A 19350-nucleotide genomic window follows, 5' to 3' on the forward strand; every position below is an offset into this window, starting at 1 on the left:
ATGCTAACTCACGCCCTTTCGTCACCTGTTGTAGATAACAAGCGACCCATGACAAAAGCAGTTTTCAAGTGGGCGGCGGTCGGAGCCGTACTGTTATTGGCTCTATATTTGACTGTCGCACTGTACGCCCAGAACCAGATCGCCTTCGCGCTGCTGTTTCTGGTGGTAATCGGTTCGGCCGCTTATATCTTCAGCAGTCCGAAAGCTTATGCACACCGCTATATTTATCCCTCCATCGCCGGCATGGTGGTGTTTATTATTTTCCCCCTGTTGTACACCGTCGGCATAGGTTTCACTAACTACAGCGCCAGTAACCTGCTGTCTCAGGAACGGGTGCTCGAGCAACTGCTCAGCCAGCGTTTTCAGACTGGCGAAGAAAGATACGATTTCAAGCTCTATCCTACGGACGACAAATTTGTCATGCGCTTGGAGAGCCCTGCGGGACAAAGCTGGGCGTCCGCGCCATTCAGCTTCAGTGAACTGCAGAATAGCGCGTTGGCGGTGGCCCCGGTTGAACAGACGGCCCCGGATAGCCAACCGCTGGGGATCAAAGACGTCATCAAGCTGAAAGAAGACCTGAAAAGTCTGTCCGTCAATCTGGAAGGCGGGGCTTCGTTAAGCCTCGCCGGACTGCGCAACTTCGCGCCCATGCAGTCGTTGTACGGCCTGCGTGACGACGGCAGCCTGGTGAATCAGCAGACTGGCGTGGTGTATGCGCCGAATCAGGATATCGGTTTCTACGAAGGCCCGCAGGGCGAAACCCTGTCTCCGGGCTGGACCGTCACTATCGGCTGGGACAACTATGTGCAGGTAGTTACCGACTCCAGCATCCGTGGGCCTTTCATTGAGATCTTCGTGTGGACGCTGGCGTTCGCCACCATGACGGTGCTGTTTACTCTGGCGGTAGGTCTGGTGCTGGCGAATATCCTGCAATGGGATCAGCTCAAGGGCAAAGGCTTCTATCGCATGATGCTGATCCTGCCTTATGCCGTGCCCGCCTTTATTTCCATTCTGGTGTTCAAAGGGTTGTTCAACCAGAATTTCGGTGAGATCAACCTGGTGCTGGAGAACCTGTTCGGCGTGCGTCCGGACTGGTTCAGCGATCCCGCGCTGGCGCGCACCATGATTCTGATCGTCAACACCTGGCTGGGTTATCCCTACATGATGCTGTTGTGCATGGGATTGCTGCAGGCGATTCCCCGTGATCTGTATGAGGCCTCCGCCATGGACGGAGCCACGCCGCTGGATAACCTGTTCCGCATCACCTTGCCGCAGATCATCAAGCCGTTGATGCCTTTGTTGATCGCCAGCTTTGCATTCAACTTCAACAACTTCGTGTTGATCGCTCTGTTGACCGGCGGCGCGCCGGATATTATCGGCGCCACGACGCCGGCGGGCACCACGGATCTATTGGTCAGTTACACCTACCGCATCGCTTTCCAGGATTCCGGGCAGAATTTCGGTCTGGCGGCGGCTATCGCTACGGCGATCTTCATCCTGGTGGGTTCGCTGTCGCTGATCAACCTCAAGTTGTCCAAGATAAAGGTATAGGAGCGTTATTATGGCGATGGTGCAGCCGCGTTCAGTGCGCTATCGGGTCTGGGCGACCCACTTTGGACTGCTGTGTTTTATCGGGATCATCCTGTTCCCGTTGCTGATGGTGGTGTCGATCTCCTTCCGCACCGGCAACTTCGCAACCGGCAGTCTGCTGCCGGAGCATCCCTCTCTGGAGCATTGGTCGCTAGCCCTGGGCATTCCCTATACCCAGGCGGACGGCACGGTGCTGCAGCCGCCGTTCCCGGTGTTGTTGTGGCTGTGGAACTCCATCAAGATCGCGGTGATCTCCTCCGCGCTGATCCTGTTGCTGTCCACTACCAGCGCTTATGCGTTCGCCCGTCTGCGCTTCAAGTTCAAGGGCGTGATTCTGAAGTCCATGCTGATCTTCCAGATGTTCCCGCCGGTGTTGTCGCTGGTCGCGCTGTACGCCTTGTTCGATCAGATCGGCAACCACGTGAGCTGGCTCGGCATCGACACCCACGGTGCGGTGATTCTTGCTTCGCTGGGGGGCATGGCGTTGCATATCTGGACCATCAAAGGGTATTTCGAATCCATTGACCGCTCGCTGGAGGAGGCCGCCATTGTGGACGGCGCCACCACCTGGCAGGCGTTCCGCTACATTCTGCTGCCGCTGTCGGTGCCCATTCTTGCGGTGGTGTTTATTCTCGCTTTCGTGATGAACATCATGGAGTACCCGATCGCCTCCATCCTGCTGTTGGATGTGAACAACCTGACCCTGGCGGTGGGCGCTCAGCAGTATCTCTATGAGCAGAACTATTTGTGGGGAGATTTCGCGGCGGCGGCGGTGCTGTCCGGGCTTCCCATCACGCTGATTTTTCTTTATTGCCAGAAATGGATTGTGGGTGGACTCACTGCAGGTGGGGTGAAAGGGTAATCGCGCAATCATCCTCTCGTCTTCCAAATTATTCCTTGCGCGTACCCGGCCAGACGGCCGGGTCTTTTTTTGTGCGCCAGTCGAGTTTTTCGAACTGGGTCTGAGTATTCCTCTCCCGCTGTGATAAATTGAATCTCCTGATAAGGAGATTCCCTAATGTTCCCGCGAATTTCGTTAATTATCGCAGCTTTATCCCTGACCGCCGGACTGGGCGGCTGTTCCGCGTTTTCCAAACTGCCAGACTATATGGCGAAAGAAGACGGTCGGCCCCATGGTTATTCCGAGATCGCGTTGCCGGAAGGGGGTTATCAGGTCAGTTACGAAACCTACAAGAAATATGAATTGGTCGAAGTGGAAGAGCTGGCCATTCGGCGCGCCGCAGAGTTATCGGTAGAGCAGGGCGCCAAGGGGTTTGATGTCGAGAATACCCTGTGCTTCAAGGAATACCAGTTCGATAACGTGCCGGAGCAAAGCGCGTCCGGGCGTACTGTCACGCTGGCTTCGGCGGCGGGTCCTGTCTCGGTGCCGGTGGATGAACCCAACTTCCCCGGTTATACCCGCACCTTCGAGGTCAGGAAGTGCTTACTTAAAATCAAGTTGTTGCAGGATCTGGAAGTTCCGGACGAAGGGGGCGGCGCAAGTTGACGCTGTCGCATTCGTCACGGGTGAATAAGGGACTGGCGTCGGCGAAATGTCATCAATTGGAAATGGGAATGTTCCATAGTTAAATCATTTGACGTTTTGCCACTTTTGTTCCAGATTTGTATGCATTGTGCGCAGGCGCGAGAGCGGGCCTGCAACCGAATTAGCCAGCGGTTGGCTAGTCACTGACGATAATTGGAGCGTTTGGTTTTCGTCAGTGTGATTGCTACAGGCGCTCGTGACAAATAATGAGATGGTGAGATGAATATTTATGTTGGAAACCTGTCCTATCAGGTAACAGAAGACGATTTGCGGGAAGCGTTTGCGGCCTATGGCGATATCAGCAACGTCAATATCATCCGCGACAGAGATACCGGCCAATCCAAAGGATTCGGCTTCGTAGAAATGTCCGATAACGGGCAGGCGGAAGAGGCCATTCAGAAGCTTAATGAAAGCAATCTGAAAGGCCGTAACATGAAAGTTAACGAGGCTCGTCCCCGGGAAGAAAAGCCAAAGCGTAATTTCAGACCTCGCCACTAATTTGTCATTGTAAGGAAAATAACCGTTCACCGGCTTAGCCGGGCGGCGATTTTTATTCCTTGCTGAGCGATGCTTTGTAGCAGCCGCTTCCGTTCGCCCTGAACGGAAATTGTGCCGCTAAGCGCGCCTTTGCTTTTCCAAACCCGGCTTTACGCCGGGTTTTGGCGGTTTTCTTTGTGTCGGTGAAAACGTCGGATCGTGGCTAATGTTTATTCTGCGTCAGCGGAGAAAAACAGCGTCGACGGATAAGGCGGCTTAAATCCGAACCTCAGGAAGCGTAAAGCGGGTGAGCGCCAGGATCAGCGTGTCTGCGTACAGGCTTTCGCGGCTGAGCAATTCTCGGGTCAGCAGTCCGATTGCGCCTGTCTGTTGCTTGCTGTTCTGCGTTCCAAATAACCGGTCGTTGGCTTCTCCCAGCTCCATTCCCTGATCCATCATTTCGACGACGGCTTGCGGTAGCGGCAGCGCTGCTGAACGCGCGTAACTGATATCGTCCCCGTGTCCCACCGCCACCCAGGCGACCGCGAACAGTTGGGAGCGAATCCGGTCGACGCCGCCTTCAAAGCTCACCCAGTAGTCGGCTGAAGGATGCGCTTCCCGCGCCGCCTGCACCCGGTTCAGGGCGCCTTGCAGGGTTTCGTCGTCGGTGAGGGGCTGAGAAGCGACGCCGGATTCGGTTCCGGCGCCGACGCAGTGAATCTGCGAATCGGGAAAACAACGACTGAAGCCGTTGCGCGCCGCATTGACTTTAACTGGATTGACGGAGGCTACGATGACTTCCATAGACATCTCTCTGTTGCAACAAAATCGCAATTAAAACTTGTTGGTTTGCGGCGAATCAAGCCATATATTCTGTTTAGTGACATTCTTGCCAGGGAGAGCAATACCAGCCTGGGATACCACAGTAAGCATCGCGAAGGAGAGATTATGCAGCAGTCCCATATCAAGAACAGGTTGTCCGAGCAACTGACCGAACTCATCACCCGTCTGGAAGAGATCACCCGCGATCTCACCTCGGAGCACTCTGCGGACTCAGCGGAGCAGGCGCAGGAGCGGGAGAACGACGACGTGCTGAACGCGCTCAAAGTTGAGACGGAAATTGAGATCAATCAGGTGAAAAAGGCCCTGCAACGGTTACAGCAGGGTGAGTATGGCGTCTGTGCCGCATGTGGGGAAGATATTCCCGAGTCCCGCCTGCAGGTGTTGCCTTTCGCAGAGCTGTGCGTCAGTTGCGCCAGCAAGTCTGAATAACCACCTCTCCGGCATTACTTCCTATGACTCCAGGCTGAACTGCTCCAAAGCGCGGTTCAGTTCTTCAGGAGGCAGTTTCATCATTTCGGATATTTGCTGGATCAGCTGTCGATTCCCTGGATTAACCCGCAGACCCTGATGGAAGATGTCATTGGTGGTGAAGATGGCGTTGTCGATAATCGACATGATGGAGTGTTCCTGTTCTTCCGATAACCCCAGTGTATTCAGGGCGAACACCATCTGTTCGGCGGCGTTTTCCGTGGCGCTGATAATTTGGTCCGCCACGTCGGCATAGCGCTTGTCGATTTCGTCCAGCACCGTCTCGGCTTTGGACGTCAGTTGTTTGAGAATCTCCACCTGAAGTTCCGTGGTGCGGCGGTCATCCAGCGCTTTCACCCGGCTGTCCATTCCCTGCACCAGGTAGAACAGGTTGTCGCGCAGACGTCCGCAGCGTTTATCGTCACCCAGCGGCATGTTTTTCACCAGCAGCGACACTTGGTCGAAGTTGATGAACAGGCGGCGTCCGGCGGCATGCAGGCGCCCCGCGTCCTGGAAATGTCGCAGCAGACGGCTTTCCAGATCCCGGGAGAGGCCGTTGGGCTCCATGTTTTTTTCTTCGAAGCGCCCGCGAATCTGCAGACTGCAGCGCACGTCGTAATTATTCAGCGCCTGAAACAGGCGTTGTCCCAGCTCGTCGAAGTTATTGCAGTCGGCGGAATCCAGTAGGAAGTTGATATTGACGCCCATATCGCCGCTGTCGGTCATGGCGGACATGGCGACGTCGTGGGTGAATTGCAGTTGCGACTTGAGCTGGCGGTTGGCGATCAGGTTGATGATGGCCTTGTTGATGCGGGCGATAAACTCTTCCGACGGCGTGTTAGTGGGGATGACGTCGTCCGCGCCGGAGTTGAACAGCGCAATGGTGTCTTCGACGCTATTGTCGGAGGTCAGGCATATCAGAGGGGTGTCGCCGATCTGGGTGTCCTGGCGCAACATGCCGAGAGTCATTTGCGCCTCTTTCAGCGGTTGCTCCACACAGAGAATGATCGCATGCCATTGGCCATCGTTGATCTTTTCAATGGCGTCGTGCAGTTCGCTTTGTTGCAGTTCCAGTAGGCTCAGGCTGGCTGTCTGCAGGGGCTCGGGCAGCGATCCTATGACCAGACCTGCGTATTTCAGACCCATATGAAACTCCTTGCCGATGATCCGTATTCCGCTTTTTCGCATGGTTATTCCAGAAGCATAGCGCATTTTTCCGGGTTGGCTGTGATGCTCCGACGTTGATCCCGGGAACCCCGGTTTATTTTGATCAGGGTCTATTTTTTAAACGGCGGCGGCAGGTTGTTCTATAGTTATTAAATCCATTTCTAACAGCTTTCCTGGAATCCTATGCTTTCAATGACACAGAACCTCATGGCGAAAGACCCAATTGTGTTGGCTGCCCTGGGAACAGGACTGGCGACGCTTTGCGCCGGCTGGTTGACGTCGGGATTGCTCTCCGCTGGACTGTTCACCGCCTCCAGCCTGTCATTTTTCGCTTCCTGCCTGATTTCCGACGGCAAGCAGAATGAAAGCAAAGGAGAAGAGGAGCGACAGCGACAGAGCAGCGAGCGTGATTTCCAGAGCGCGGTTAAGGAAATCGACAATTACGCCAATGGACAGTTGGCTTCCATCAGCTCAGATAATCGCGATCTGGCGGACACGATCAGTAACAACATTGAGTTATTGGGGCAGGCGTTCGTTTCTTTGAGTGAGCTGGCCAACCACCAGAACGAGTTGGCCAAAGAAATCTTCGAACGGATGAAGGGTAAAAAGAACGACCCCAAGAAAGGCGGTAAAACCGGCGGAAAGAATGAAATCGGCGATGACAATATCAGCATCGAGTTTTTCGCCAAGTCACTGGATCAGGTTATCGGGACCTACGTTGACCTCTTGGTCAGCGTCAGTGAGAAAAGCGTCAATGCCGTGCATCGTATTGAGGATATGGTGACTCACATCGACCAGATGTTCTCACTGCTGGGCAATATTCAGGAAATCGCCGACCAGACCGACCTGCTGGCGCTTAATGCGGCCATTGAAGCGGCGCGGGCGGGAGAGGCCGGACGTGGCTTCGCGGTGGTGGCGGACGAAGTACGGCGCCTGTCGCGCACCTCCAGCGACCTTAACACTCAGATAAAGGGCAAGGCCAACGAAACCAAAGACGCGATTAGTAAAGTGCGGGCGATTGTCGGGGATGTGGCTTCGCTGGATATGAAAGATGCGCTCAATGCGCGCAGCTACATCGACCAGATGCTGCATACCATGCGGGAAGTCAATGATGAAGTGAACGACGCCGTGGGCCGCATGACCCAGCTTACCAAGGAAATCAAACAGTCTGTGGACTCCAGTGTGCGCGGTCTGCAGTTTGGCGATATCGCCATGCAGACCTGCGGCCGCATGTTGAGACGGTTGGAAACGCTGAACAACGCGATGCTTTTGCAGTCGGAAGTCTGCGGCAAAAGCGCCCAACATGCGGATATCGGCAAGATCAGACAACGTTTGGACTCCCTGCACAATGACACCAGCAAGCATGGCTCCGCCAAGGCGGCGGAATCCGGCGCCGATATAGAGCTATTTTAATTTAGAGATCCGGTTCGGGGCCTGAGTTGACGGGTCCAAAACGCCGGCGAGCGCGTAGAAGGAATTATCCGCAGGCAAACGGCGTGGCCATGTTTGTCTGCACGCGACAGGACCTGGGCAGATCGGGTTCTGTCACCCGCGGCTTGTCGCCGCGCAGGCGCATTTATGCGTCTGGTGATTAACATGACGACGATGTCGCCTGGTTAATCCGTCAGATCAATCTCAGGGAACAGGGCGTTATGACAATAGAAACCAAAGTCACCTCAGACGGTTCCGCCGTCACTATCTACATTCGCGGACGTTTCGATTTCAGCGTGGTGAACCAGTTCCGGGAAGCCTACGAGGCTCACAAGCAAAAGAAGCATTTCTACATCGATATGCGCCAGACTGAGCACATGGATAGCTCGGCGCTGGGCATGCTGTTGAATATGCGCAGCTATCTGGGCTCCGATGCGGTCAAGATTGAAATCGTCAATTGCTCCCCCGGCATTCGCAAAATTCTAGAGATAGCGAAATTTGACAAGAAGTTCGCCATTAGCTGAGCTCGCGCGGCTTTGTGAGGGGGATCGGTATGAATATTCTGGTGGTGGACGACGATATGTACAGTCGTCAGCTCATGGGGTTCGTATTGGAGGAAGGCGGCCACAAATGTGAGTTCGCGGAGTCCGGCGAGCAGGCGCTGGAGATCTGGCGCAAGCAAGGCGCGGATGTGGTGCTCATGGACGTGCTGATGCCGGGGATGAATGGCTACGAAGCGGCGCGCATCATCAAGGAGGAGGCGGGACAGGATCATATCCCTATCGTATTTCTGACCGCGCTGGATGATGACCGGGCCCTGGTGGAGTGCCTGTCCATCGGCGACGACTTTCTTGGCAAACCGGTTAACTTCGTCACCCTGCAGGCGAAAATCCGCGCCCACTCGCGCACCCTGGCGCTGAACCGGCAGGTGGTGGAGCAAAACCGCGAATTGGCCTATTTCCACACCAAGGTGCAGGCCGAGCACGAGATGACCCAGCACATCATGACCGCAGCGCTCAAACTCAGCGCCAAGGATGTGTATGGCGTTCGCTACCACTGCACCGCGCGCTCCACGTTTAATGGCGATCTGGTTTTGCTGAAAGAGAAGCGAGACGGCGGCGCTTATGTGCTAGTCGGGGATTTCACCGGGCATGGATTAGCCGCCTCGGTGGGCTCTATTCCTGTGGCGCAGGCGTTCAGCACCATGTGCGAGCGTAATCTTTCGGTGAGCGAGATTTCTCTGGAACTGAACAAAATCCTCAAGCGATTTCTTCCTCCCACCATGTTCTTCGCCGCCTGTATGCTGGAGATTAACCCTACCCGCAGCAAAATCGAGGTATGGGCCGGCGGGCTTCCTGACGCCTTTATCGTGAGCGGTGACAACAAGATTCGACGCACTATTCATTCCGCCCATATGCCTCTGGGAGTGATGGATATGGACGAGTTTGAATCCTGGACGGAAGTGATCTCCGTTACTCCACAGGATCGTCTCTATATCTACACCGACGGCATTACTGAATGTCCCAATATCGCTAACGAAATGTTTGGCGAGGAACGTCTGCGCGAAGTGTTGGAATCCGGTAAGGACAATCTGTTCGACGCCTTGATCGGGGCGGTGCATGAGTTCAACGACGATCCGGATTTACAGGACGACTTGTCCTTGGTGGAGCTGAAATGCGCGCCGCCGCCTGAGTCGATATGCGCCGACGCGCCGGACCAGGAGACAAAGGACGATGAGACCTCTCCCAAGTCCAATCTGCCGGAGTTTCATTTGGAGCTGCATTGGGGGCCGGATCAACTGCGCGATTCCGATCCGCTGATGATTTTGCGTCAGTGGCTGGGCAGTCACGCGGTGGTGCGTAATAACAAGGAAGTCGTGTTCATGGTGTTGGCGGAGCTGTTCAACAATGCGTTGGAACATGGCGTATTGGGATTATCGTCATCGCTGAAAGACGAAGAAGAAGGCTTCGACCGCTACTACCAGGAACGTGGCGCCCGTCTGCAAAAACTGGAGGACGGTTACGTCAGCCTGCAGGCGCATTTATCCAACACCCGTCCGGCGCGCATGATGGTGAGGGTCAGCGACAGCGGGCCCGGTTTCTCCATCAAAGTGGAGGATCTGGACTGCAATGACGAATCCTTCGGCCGTGGTTTGCCACTCATCAAAGCCTTGTGCTCAGAGTTTGAACTGGACGGAGAAAACTCCACCGTCAAAGCGCTGATCGAGTTGGATTGAGCGCGCCGGGGCGACGGGAATGTCGCCTCAACGGTTAGCGGTGCGCAACGCCGAGCCCACTTCCAGTTGCTCCAGCCAATCCAGGAAGCGTCCCACGTCGTCGTCTTTGAAAATGCGTCCATGCTGCGGCGCCATGTACTTGATATCCAGCCGCCGCACCCGGGCGACCCAATCATTCTTGGCGGTATTGGACGGCATCCAGCGCTTGTGGAACAGCTCCATATAGCGGGTGTGCTCCTTGAAATTTTCCACGAACAGCGGCGGTTGTCCCGGCTCCAGGGAGGCGCCGATATCGCCGCTCATCAGAATCTTGAGCTCTGGATCGTAGACGTTGAAGTTGCCGGAAGAGTGCATGTAGTGGGCGGGAATCAGCTGCAGATTGACGCCGTCCAGCTCCAGCACGCCGCCGTCATCCGGCAGGGCGACGTATTCGATATGGCTCATGCCGAAATGGCGGATGAACCCTTCCCACAGCCAGGGCGCATGCAGTCGCGCCTTGGGCAGCGCCTGATCCCAGAGTCCCAGCGAAGAAATGATATCGGGGTCCTGATGGGAAGCAAACAAATCGGTGATCTCATGGATCGGCGCCCAGTCCAGCGCGCACGCCAGCATGGCGGAAAACAGCTCGATGCCGCCAGGCTCCAGTATCAGCAAGCGGCGGTCGGTGCGCACCATGTATTGATTGGTGTCGATGATTTTTTGGGGTTTGCCTGTGTCTCGGCCGCAAATAATCCATTTATGGCGTTTGCCCTGCCATAGCGCTTCAGAATGCATGGACGCTGCTCTCCACCTGTCTGCTACAGGAAACGCCAGATCGCGCGCGTTTCCCATTGTTGTCGTTCAATGCCTGCTGTGTTCTGAGGCGGGTTGGCGTCAGGTCAGCAGGCCCATCAGACGCAGACCGATTGCAATACGTTCGCTGATGCGTTCGGCTGCGTTTTCTATATTCTCAGCAATAGTGAACAGGGATTCCTGAAAGGGTCCCGCCCGGGACGCCTCGATACGACAGTTGGCGACGATGGACTTGAGGGCGCGGGTGCAATCCCTGATCTCAGTCAACAGTTTGCGCACGCTGCGATAATAACCGTTGGTTTCTTCTTCCAGTTGCGCCTGGTCTCTCAGATTGCGCTGAAGAATCTCCCGCAATTCTTCCGACTTCGCCTCATTGGCGCGCATGGATCTGTTCAGCGCTGACGCAAATTTCTGCTGGTTCATCAGTTTGACGGCGCTGCGTGACAGCTCCCTGGAGGCGGCGCCGATATCCGCGGCGCACACCATGCTGCGGGAGGCGATTTCTTCAATGAATTGCGTGATGCCGCTGAAACCCTGCCCCCATTCCCCTGCGCGGGCGGTGATGGCCTGGGCGTTTTTGGAGGAAATGGCGATGAGTTTGGCGTAGTGAATGGTGCTTTTCAGTTCGCTGGCCAGTGTCGCCGAGGCGACGAAACGGGGAATGGAACGGCCTTCGTACTGACGCACAAGATCGTCAATGTCTTCCTGTTTCAGCACATTGAGTTCAGCCATTGTCGCGGATCGTCCGTTCCTGATCTTTTCTTCAATTAAAGCGGAAGTTTTCGCTTTTACAACTCGCAGAGCCTGATGGCGAAGGCTTTCGCGTCCCTTTCGCGAAAGCGATGCGTCTCGCGTTCTTTGCCCCTGTGATTTTTAAATATGCTGCTATGCTTTTATTTCAGGTTCCGGTTAAGTTTTGAGCCGCTATTCTGTTTGAGCCGTATAAGACAGTAATCTGGGTTAGTTCGGGAAACCTGACCGGTTTATTGCGCACAATCAAAAAAAGTGTTGGGGACTATATGGCAAAGATACTCGCAGTGGATGACTCCGCCTCCATGCGCCAGATGGTGACGTTCACACTCAAGGGAGCCGGATACCAGGTGGACGAAGCCGCCAACGGCCAGGAAGCGCTGAGCAAAGCGAAGTCCGGCAAATATGATCTGGTGATCACCGACGTCAATATGCCTGTCATGGACGGCATCTCCCTGATCAAAAACCTTCGCGCGGAAGGGGCCTACAAATTTACCCCATTACTCATGCTGACCACCGAGTCTGGTGCGGACAAAAAAGCGGAAGGCAAAGCGGCGGGTGCGACCGGTTGGATCGTCAAACCATTCAACCCGGATCAACTGGTCGCCACAGTAAAAAAAGTCTTGGGATAACCGGCTTGACGCCGGCTTAGGAGAGTCGCATGAGCATGGATCTCTCTCGCTTTCATGATGTCTTTTTTGAAGAAAGCTTTGAAGCAGTCAACACCATAGAGGCGAGCCTCTTGGAAGTGGATCTTGACGCGCCAGACCCTGAATCGATCAATAACATTTTTCGCGCCGCCCACTCCATCAAAGGGGGGAGCGCCACCTTCGGTTTTTCTCAGGTGGCGGCTTATACCCACGTGATGGAAAACCTGCTCGACGAAGTTCGCGCCGGCAAACGCCGTTTGACCCAACCCATTGTGGACGTGTTGCTGGAGTCCGTGGACGCGCTGCGCCTGTTGCTGTCCTCCGCCAAAGCCGGCGAGGACATTCCCGAAGAAGAATTCGCCCAGCATAAATCCAAGCTGGAAGCCATATCCAAGGATCAATCGTCATTAACGACCGCCACTGCGTCCTCAACCAGCGACTCAAGCGCCCCCGTGGCGGAATCAGCCAGCGGAGACGATGGCGTCGCCGGCTGGCGCGTGGTGTTCACCCCGCACAAGGAAATGATGCAGCGGGGCAACGACCCTTTGCGTCTGGCGAAAGAAATTGCGTCTCTGGCGGAAGGCGACGCAGAGATCGAATGCGACATCAGCACGCTGCCGGACTGGGAACACTTTGAACCGCTGAACAGTTATCTGGGCTGGACTGTGAGGCTGCGTCAACCGGTGGAGAAAGCCGCTATCGACGATGCTTTCGCCTGGGTCGAGAACGAGTGCGACATGGCCATCGTCCCCATACCTAAAGCCCAATCGGCGCCGCCGCAACCCCAGCATGAAAAGCCCTCTGAGCCTGCCGCCTCAGCGGCGGAATCAGTGCAAACAGCGGAGAAAAGCGCTGCGCCCGCCGCCAAACAAGCCAAGCCCGCTGCGGTGGCGGAAAGCCAGTCTATCCGCGTCGACCTGGACAAGGTGGATGCGCTGATCAACATGGTGGGCGAGCTGGTCATCACTCAATCCATGTTGAACATGTTAAGCGAGGATGAAGCCTTGCAGGGCATGGAGAAACTGCTGCAGGGACTGACCCAGTTAAAGCGCCAGACCCGGGCGTTGCAGGAAGGCGTCATGCAGATCCGCATGCTGCCGATCTCCTTCTGCTTCAATCGCTTTCCGCGCATGGTGCGGGATTTGAGCCGGCAGCTAGGTAAAGATATTGAACTGATGCTCAGCGGAGAGAATACCGAGGTCGATAAAACGGTCATTGAAAAGATTACTGATCCTCTGGTGCATCTGGTGCGCAACAGTGTCGACCACGGCATTGAAAACCCGGCTGATCGCGTCGCCAAGGGCAAGCCCGAACATGGCTCTGTGTACCTGCGCGCCTATCATCAGGTCGGCAATATCGTCATTGAGGTGGAGGACGACGGCAAGGGGCTGGACCCGCAAGTGCTGCTGTCCAAAGCCAAACGTAAAGGGCTCATCCCCGGCGACGCTATCCTTAATGAAGCGCAGATTTTTGAATTGATTTTCCTGCCTGGTTTTTCCACCAAGGAAGAAGCCAGTGACTTGTCCGGCCGCGGCGTCGGCATGGACGTGGTGAAACGCAACGTGCAAAGCCTCGGCGGCAGTATTCAGGTGGAGTCGGAGCTGAATCGACGCACCCGTTTCACTATCCGATTGCCTTTGACTCTCGCCATCATGGACGGCCAGCTCATTTCGCTGGGCGAAGAACTTTACGTGATTCCCCTGGTCACCATCATCGAGTCCCTGCAACCGGACCCCTCCATGATCAACCGGGTGGCGGGCACCCATGAGACCATCAAACTACGCGGCGCCTATCTGCCAGTGCTGCGGTTATCGGAGGCGCTGGATGCGGCGCAGAACGAAAGCGAAAAACCCAAGCCGCTTACAGATGGCATTATTGTGATCGTCGAGCATGAAAGCCGGCGCTTTGGCTTGTTCGTGGATGAGCTGCTCAGTCAGCAGCAAATCGTCATCAAATCCCTCGAAGAGAATTACCGCCTGATTCCTGGCGTATCGGCGGCCACCATTCTCGGAGACGGCAGAGTCGCGCTGATTCTGGATGTCGGCGGCCTGTCGCAACTGCAAAAAGATTCGGAAATCAGTTATGCAGATGCAGGTTAAACAACCCCTTGAAGAAGATCAGGATGCGGAGCAGCAGGCGGAACAGGAAGATGAATATCTGACCTTCAGCCTGGCGGATGAAGAGTACGCCGCCCCCATCATGCTGGTGAAGGAAATTCGCGCCTGGGAGCCGGTGACGCGGGTGCCTTACGCGGAACCCTGGGAATGCGGTCTGATCAACGTGCGCGGCGCCATCGTGCCGATTATTGATCTGCGCAAACGCATCGGGCTGACCAAGCTGGAATACAACAAACACACCGTCGTGGTGATGTTCGCCTTCGACTCAGGAGGGCGGGAGCGGGTGCGCGGCGCGGTCATTGACGCGCTCAACGATGTGGTCCGCTTTCCCTCCCGCAAAATCCAACCCTCGCCGGAATTACGCAAACGCAAAGCGACGCAGTTCGCGCAGGGCGTTGTCGAGTATGACGGGCGCATGATCGTGATGTTGGATTTGATGCGGGCGTTGGGAATGGACGTCGAAAAAAGCGCGTAAACGCAGGGCGGCAACAAGAATAACTTTGGGATAGCGGGGAAGGACATGACGTTAAAGCGTACTTTATGGCTTGCTGGGGCGGCCGTCGTCATTATTTTTGCTGTAATCGTAACAGTGTTGGTGGTGCAGAACCGCTCCACGGTGTCCAACCAGGATCAAATGGAGCGCTTGACCGAGGTGGTCCGGGTGATGGGCAACCTGGACATGCGCAGGGAGGGCGTGCGCGGCGCCACCTATAATTACGCCTATGGGATGGAAACCTCCAGTCAGGCTTTGCAGGAAGGAGCGCGTAAGGATTACGCGGGCTTCGAAACGGCGATACGTCGGAATGTGGAGACCCTGCTGAACACCCATGTTTCCGAAAAAGTGTCCAACGCAATGAAGGATGCCGTTCCAAGAGTTGAAGCCTTTCTCACCGCCGCTAATCAAGTGATGCAGAGTCAAACTGTCGCTGCGTTGCACTCTAATACACCCGTATTCGCCCGCGAGTTTGATGAGTTGGAAACCCGCACTATGGCGATGAAAGAGCTGCTGAAGTCGGAGCGCGACCGCATTCTGCAGGGCAATCATCAGGAGATCAGCACCGCTTTCGCCACAGTGTTAGGCATTGTCATCGTGGGGTTGATCATTATCGGCTCCGGTCTCTGGCGCTTCGGACACAATCTGCTGGGGACCCTGGGAGAGGAGCCAGCAGTGCTGGAAAGCGCCGCATCGACTATCAGCGCTGGGAATATGGATGCACAGATGACGCCGGCGGGCGGRGTCTACGGCAAACTGCGGGAAATGCGCGATGAGTTGAAAGAGCGCATTGAACGAGACCGCCAACAGCTGATCGTCACCACCCGTCTTAAACAAGCCATAGAAACCACCTCCACCGCCTTGATGGTGGCGGATGAGAACTTCCATATCGTTTATGCCAACCCCGCCGTAAAAAAAGTGTTGAAGGACGCTGAGGCGCAAATCAAAAAGAAGCTGCCTAACTTCAACGCCGACAAGCTGGAAGGCGTCTGTATAGATACCTTTCATCGTGATCCGTCTCATCAACACCGTCTGCTCCGGGGATTACGTCAGCCTTATGACGCTAGCCTGCAATTGGGCGACGCCTATTTTGATTTGACGGCAGGCGCCATTCGTAATGAAGCCGATGAGATATTAGGTTTCGTGGTGGAGTGGCGCGATATGACCATACAGGTGAATACCGAAAGGGAAGTACAGCGCATCGTGGAGTCGGCGCGCCGAGGTGATCTGAATGTAAAAGTGGCGCTGGAGGGCAAAAAAGGCTTTTTCCTGTCCTTGGGAGAAGGTTTGAATGCCTTGGTGGAGGTGATGGACGACGTTCTCAGCGATATCGGCAGGGTCATGGAGGCGTTATCGGAAGGTGAACTGCAAGGACGCATGCGGGAGGATCACGAGGGTCGCTTCGCTGCGCTGGCGGAGGCGGTGAATGGCAGCATGGTGCGCTTGGACAATATCGTCTCCCAACTCATTGAGAGCAGTGATTCCGTTAAGGCGTCCAACCAGGAAATCTCCACCGGCAACAATCAACTCTCCGAAAGAACGGAAAAGCAAAGCTCCAGCCTGGAGGAAACCGCATCCAGTATCGAAGAGCTATCCAGCAATGTCAGCAACACCGCAGACAACGCGCGGCAGGCGGATCAACTGTCTGGCCTCACCCGCAATACGGCGACGGAAGGCGGCGAAGTCACTCAGCGGGCGGTGAAATCCATGCGGGAAATCAACGAAGCCAGCCGCAAGATCGCCGAGATTATCGGCGTCATCGACGACATCGCGTTCCAGACCAACCTGCTTGCTCTTAACGCCTCGGTGGAAGCGGCGCGCGCTGGCGAACAGGGACGCGGGTTCGCAGTGGTGGCGACGGAAGTGCGCAATCTGGCGCAACGCAGCGCCACCTCGGCGAAAGAAATCAAAGATCTGATCGAAGACAGTGTGAAGAAAGTACAGGCCGGCTCCAATCTGGTGGATGAATCGGGGCAAAAACTGGAAGAAATCATCGGCAACGTGAAAAAAGTCGCGGACTTGATTTCCGATATTGCTGCGGCGACGGAAGAGCAAAGTTCCGGCTTGGACCAAGTGAATCAGGCGGTAATGGAGCTGGATGAAATCACCCAGCAAAACGCCGCCTTGGCGGAAGAAACTGCGTCTTCGGCGGAATCCTCGCTGGAAAGCGTAGAACAGATGGCGCAGCTGATGTCCTTTTTCAAAGTGCGTGGGAGTGGGGGAAGCCCTCCTGCAAGGTCGCCGAAACCTAAACTGGCGCCCGTGCCAGAACCGGTAGTGCGACAGTCGAAGAAACCCGCCGGCAAGCCAAAAACAGATGGCGGAGAAGATGACTGGGAGGTGTTTTGAAGGACCTGTTTCTTACGTAGGACCCGGCGACGAGCCGGACAACGCCAATAAACGATAACTCCTTGATGACAGACGCTATTCGGAGGACCGAAACATGTCTCTAAAGCGTACGCTGTGGTTGGCTTTAATTCTCCTTACTCTGGTATTTGCTGTAATTGTCATTGTTCTGGTGGGACAGCGGTCCGCCAACGACGCCAATCAAAGTCAAATGGAGGCTGTGGTCACCGCCGTGCGCGCAGCGGGGGATCTGGATATGCGTCATGACGGCATTCGAGGCGTGGTGTATCAATACGCCTATGGAATGGCGGAAGGTCGCTCTAGCGATATGCAGTTGGCCCGTAATGACTTTGCCGAACATGAGTCGGCCATGCGTAGTGACATTGAGGTGATTCTGAAATCAAGTATTTCAACGGCGGTGGGGGAGGCGCTGGAAAACGTCAAACCGGATGTTGAGCATTATTTCTCTACGGCAAAAGAGGTTCTGGGCAGCCCAACACTCACCAGTGTTGAAACTAACGCGTTGAAATTTCAAGAATCGTTTGAGGTGTTGGAGGAAAAGCTGGGTGCGCTGAGCGAGCTGATTGAAGGCCGCACGACCAGCATTGGCGAGATGAACCATGCGGAATTGAATCGCACCTTTACCATTGTCCTGACGGTGGTGCTGGCGGGTCTGTTTGGCGGGGCGTTTGGCATCTGGCGCTTTCGTAAATGGCTGTTTAACGTGCTTGGCGGAGAGCCTCTTGAGCTGCAAAACATTGCTGGCGCAGTCTCCGAAGGGCGCCTGGATGAGGCCATGGAAGAGCGACCAGGGGTGTACGGAAGTTTGTTTTCCATGCGCAATATGTTGCGTGAGCAAAGAGAGCGGGACCATATCCAGATGGTGCGCATGTCGCGGCTGCGCCAGGCCATAGAAGCCGCCAGCGTAGGACTGATGGTGGCCGATGAAGAGTTCAAAATCACTTACATGAACCCGGCTGTGACGCAGGCATTGAAGAATGCGGAGCCGGAGATTCGTAAACGCTTGCCCCAGTTTGATGCGGACAAATTGATTGGTGAATGTATTGATGTATTTCATAAGGACCCCAGCCATCAGCGTCGTTTGCTGACGCAGCTCCAAAAGCCTCATGACGCCAGACTGCAACTGGGCGACGCTTTCTTTGATCTGACGGCGGGGACGATCCGCGACAAACAAGGCGCCATTCAGGGCTTCGTCGTGCAGTGGAGTGACATCAGTGCGCAGATCGCCATCGAGCGTGAGGTGCAGGAGATGGTCGAGAAGGCCAAGCTTGGAGATCTGAAGAAGCGTATTCGTATGGAAGGCAAAGCAGGCTTTGTGCGCTCGTTGGCGGAGGGATTGAATGAACTGATCGGCGTGATCGATTTGGTGCTGGAGGATGTCAGGAGCCTTATGCAAAGCCTGGCGGAAGGCGAGCTGCAAGGGCGCATGCGTGATGATTATCAGGGCGGCTATGACGATCTGGCGCAGGCGGCCAACACCAGTATGGAGCGTCTGGACAGCATTATGCGTCAGCTCATAGACAGCAGCGACAGTGTGCGTTCGTCTAATCAGGAAATCTCCAGCGGCAATAATCAACTCTCCGAGCGCACTGAAAAGCAAAGCTCCAGTCTGGAGGAAACCGCTTCCAGTATCGAAGAACTATCCAGCAATGTGCGCAATACGGCGGACAACGCCCGTCAGGCGGATCAGTTGTCCAATCTGGCCAGAGACGCCGCGACTACCGGAGGCGAGGTCACCAAGCGCACCGTCGCGTCTATGGGCGAGATCAATGAGGCCAGCCGCAAGATCGCTGAAATCATCAGCGTCATTGACGACATCGCCTTTCAGACCAATCTACTGGCGCTAAACGCCTCAGTCGAAGCGGCCCGCGCCGGTGAACAAGGTCGAGGGTTCGCTGTGGTGGCGACGGAGGTGCGTAATCTGGCGCAACGCAGCGCTACTTCCGCGAGGGAGATTAAAGACCTCATCGAAGACAGCGTGAAGAAGGTGCAGGCCGGCTCGAAGCTGGTGGATGAATCCGGCAAGAACCTGGATGAAATTATTCTGCATGTGAAAAAGGTCAGCGATTTGATTTCCGATATCGCTGCGGCGACGGAAGAACAAAGTTCCGGGCTGGCGCAGGTCAACAAAGCGGTCATGGAACTGGATGAAATCACCCAGCAGAACGCCGCGCTGGCGGAAGAAACCGCCTCCTCGGCGGAGTCTTCCCTGGATAGTGTAGAGCAGATGGTGCAGTTGATGTCGTTCTTTAAAGTCGACGGCGGCCATGAAACTGTGGCGAGCGCGCCAGCGTCCGCCCCTCGACATAAATCCGCCTCCGAAACGAAGTCCAGGAAAACGTCCAATCCGTCCGCAAAGCCCGCGCCCAAGTCAGGCTCGGGAGATGAAGAGGATTGGGAAGTGTTCTGACCTCTGACAGGAG

Annotated in this window: 17 protein-coding genes; 13 read left to right on the plus strand and 4 right to left on the minus strand. The window is 55.5% G+C overall.

Features of this window, described 5'->3' with window-relative positions; genetic code table 11:
• From malF to KP814_RS23010, 4 genes are all read left to right on the plus strand, one after another.
• The gene (gene malF, locus KP814_RS22995; protein ID WP_216738968.1) at positions 1-1551 is read left to right on the plus strand and encodes a maltose ABC transporter permease MalF; all 1551 of its coding nucleotides are present in this window, start codon (positions 1-3) and stop codon (positions 1549-1551) included.
• A gap of 10 nt (positions 1552-1561) precedes the next feature.
• Positions 1562-2452: a maltose ABC transporter permease MalG gene (gene malG, locus KP814_RS23000; protein WP_216738969.1), complete on the plus strand. Its 891-nt coding sequence runs from the start codon at positions 1562-1564 to the stop codon at positions 2450-2452.
• Between the two features lie 156 nt (positions 2453-2608).
• A complete protein-coding gene (locus KP814_RS23005) occupies positions 2609-3097 on the plus strand; it encodes a hypothetical protein (protein ID WP_216738970.1) in 489 nt (162 codons plus the stop codon).
• Positions 3098-3355: 258 nt separating this feature from the next.
• Entirely contained in the window at positions 3356-3634 is a 279-nt protein-coding gene (locus tag KP814_RS23010) for an RNA-binding protein (protein WP_011394431.1), read from the plus strand.
• A gap of 255 nt (positions 3635-3889) precedes the next feature.
• On the opposite strand, the gene yjjX is transcribed toward KP814_RS23010, so the two are convergent.
• Positions 3890-4417, minus strand: a complete 528-nt coding sequence (yjjX, locus tag KP814_RS23015) for an inosine/xanthosine triphosphatase (protein WP_216738971.1) — start codon at positions 4415-4417, stop codon at positions 3890-3892.
• A gap of 144 nt (positions 4418-4561) precedes the next feature.
• Between yjjX and KP814_RS23020 the strand changes: the two genes are divergently transcribed.
• On the plus strand, positions 4562-4885 hold the full coding sequence (locus KP814_RS23020; protein WP_216738972.1) for a TraR/DksA C4-type zinc finger protein: 324 nt from the start codon (positions 4562-4564) through the stop codon (positions 4883-4885).
• 21 nt (positions 4886-4906) lie between these two features.
• On the opposite strand, the gene KP814_RS23025 is transcribed toward KP814_RS23020, so the two are convergent.
• Positions 4907-6070, minus strand: coding sequence for a two-component system response regulator (locus KP814_RS23025; RefSeq protein ID WP_216738973.1), 1164 nt, complete (start codon positions 6068-6070; stop codon positions 4907-4909).
• Between the two features lie 204 nt (positions 6071-6274).
• Here KP814_RS23025 and KP814_RS32930 point away from each other — a divergent pair, with 204 nt between their 5' ends.
• The 3 genes from KP814_RS32930 to KP814_RS23040 all read left to right on the plus strand — a co-directional run bounded on the left by KP814_RS32930 (position 6275) and on the right by KP814_RS23040 (position 9758).
• Complete coding sequence (locus tag KP814_RS32930; protein ID WP_216738974.1) at positions 6275-7504, plus strand: methyl-accepting chemotaxis protein; 1230 nt, start codon at positions 6275-6277, stop codon at positions 7502-7504.
• Positions 7505-7743: 239 nt separating this feature from the next.
• On the plus strand, positions 7744-8046 hold the full coding sequence (locus KP814_RS23035) for an STAS domain-containing protein (RefSeq protein WP_216738975.1): 303 nt from the start codon (positions 7744-7746) through the stop codon (positions 8044-8046).
• Between the two features lie 29 nt (positions 8047-8075).
• Positions 8076-9758, plus strand: a complete 1683-nt coding sequence (locus KP814_RS23040; protein ID WP_216738976.1) for a fused response regulator/phosphatase — start codon at positions 8076-8078, stop codon at positions 9756-9758.
• A gap of 27 nt (positions 9759-9785) precedes the next feature.
• Here the strand turns inward: KP814_RS23040 and KP814_RS23045 are convergent, their stop codons facing one another.
• Positions 9786-10532 (minus strand): MBL fold metallo-hydrolase, encoded by a 747-nt coding sequence (locus KP814_RS23045; protein ID WP_216738977.1) that lies wholly within the window; start codon positions 10530-10532, stop codon positions 9786-9788.
• Positions 10533-10631: 99 nt separating this feature from the next.
• Entirely contained in the window at positions 10632-11282 is a 651-nt protein-coding gene (locus KP814_RS23050; RefSeq protein WP_216738978.1) for a hypothetical protein, read from the minus strand.
• 287 nt (positions 11283-11569) lie between these two features.
• Here KP814_RS23050 and KP814_RS23055 point away from each other — a divergent pair, with 287 nt between their 5' ends.
• From KP814_RS23055 to KP814_RS23075, 5 genes are all read left to right on the plus strand, one after another.
• The gene (locus KP814_RS23055) at positions 11570-11932 is read left to right on the plus strand and encodes a response regulator (RefSeq protein WP_011394441.1); all 363 of its coding nucleotides are present in this window, start codon (positions 11570-11572) and stop codon (positions 11930-11932) included.
• A gap of 29 nt (positions 11933-11961) precedes the next feature.
• Positions 11962-14049, plus strand: a complete 2088-nt coding sequence (locus KP814_RS23060) for a chemotaxis protein CheA (RefSeq protein WP_216738979.1) — start codon at positions 11962-11964, stop codon at positions 14047-14049.
• Positions 14033-14542 carry a chemotaxis protein CheW gene (locus tag KP814_RS23065; protein ID WP_216738980.1) on the plus strand — a complete coding sequence of 170 codons (510 nt, stop codon included), beginning with the start codon at positions 14033-14035 and terminating at the stop codon, positions 14540-14542. The genes KP814_RS23060 and KP814_RS23065 overlap by 17 nt, the downstream gene beginning before the upstream one ends.
• A gap of 45 nt (positions 14543-14587) precedes the next feature.
• Entirely contained in the window at positions 14588-16909 is a 2322-nt protein-coding gene (locus KP814_RS23070) for a methyl-accepting chemotaxis protein (RefSeq protein ID WP_216738981.1), read from the plus strand.
• A gap of 94 nt (positions 16910-17003) precedes the next feature.
• Entirely contained in the window at positions 17004-19337 is a 2334-nt protein-coding gene (locus KP814_RS23075) for a methyl-accepting chemotaxis protein (RefSeq protein WP_216738982.1), read from the plus strand.
• Positions 19338-19350: the final 13 nt, after the last annotated feature.

This window comes from Hahella sp. HN01 (genome assembly GCF_018986435.1).
In the GTDB taxonomy this organism is placed as follows: domain Bacteria; phylum Pseudomonadota; class Gammaproteobacteria; order Pseudomonadales; family Oleiphilaceae; genus Hahella.

Bases quoted from the DNA above. Each gene is read 5' to 3' on its own strand.
- KP814_RS23005 (WP_216738970.1), top strand. From the start codon at position 2,609: ATGTTCCCGCGAATTTCGTTAATTATCGCAGCTTTATCCCTGACCGCC.
- yjjX (WP_216738971.1), bottom strand. From the start codon at position 4,417: ATGGAAGTCATCGTAGCCTCCGTCAATCCAGTTAAAGTCAATGCGGCG.
- KP814_RS23075 (WP_216738982.1), top strand. From the start codon at position 17,004: ATGTCTCTAAAGCGTACGCTGTGGTTGGCTTTAATTCTCCTTACTCTG.
- malF (WP_216738968.1), top strand. From the start codon at position 1: ATGCTAACTCACGCCCTTTCGTCACCTGTTGTAGATAACAAGCGACCC.
- KP814_RS23050 (WP_216738978.1), bottom strand. From the start codon at position 11,282: ATGGCTGAACTCAATGTGCTGAAACAGGAAGACATTGACGATCTTGTG.
- KP814_RS23065 (WP_216738980.1), top strand. From the start codon at position 14,033: ATGCAGATGCAGGTTAAACAACCCCTTGAAGAAGATCAGGATGCGGAG.
- KP814_RS32930 (WP_216738974.1), top strand. From the start codon at position 6,275: ATGCTTTCAATGACACAGAACCTCATGGCGAAAGACCCAATTGTGTTG.
- KP814_RS23035 (WP_216738975.1), top strand. From the start codon at position 7,744: ATGACAATAGAAACCAAAGTCACCTCAGACGGTTCCGCCGTCACTATC.
- KP814_RS23025 (WP_216738973.1), bottom strand. From the start codon at position 6,070: ATGGGTCTGAAATACGCAGGTCTGGTCATAGGATCGCTGCCCGAGCCC.
- KP814_RS23045 (WP_216738977.1), bottom strand. From the start codon at position 10,532: ATGCATTCTGAAGCGCTATGGCAGGGCAAACGCCATAAATGGATTATT.
- KP814_RS23060 (WP_216738979.1), top strand. From the start codon at position 11,962: ATGAGCATGGATCTCTCTCGCTTTCATGATGTCTTTTTTGAAGAAAGC.
- KP814_RS23055 (WP_011394441.1), top strand. From the start codon at position 11,570: ATGGCAAAGATACTCGCAGTGGATGACTCCGCCTCCATGCGCCAGATG.
- KP814_RS23040 (WP_216738976.1), top strand. From the start codon at position 8,076: ATGAATATTCTGGTGGTGGACGACGATATGTACAGTCGTCAGCTCATG.
- KP814_RS23020 (WP_216738972.1), top strand. From the start codon at position 4,562: ATGCAGCAGTCCCATATCAAGAACAGGTTGTCCGAGCAACTGACCGAA.
- malG (WP_216738969.1), top strand. From the start codon at position 1,562: ATGGCGATGGTGCAGCCGCGTTCAGTGCGCTATCGGGTCTGGGCGACC.
- KP814_RS23010 (WP_011394431.1), top strand. From the start codon at position 3,356: ATGAATATTTATGTTGGAAACCTGTCCTATCAGGTAACAGAAGACGAT.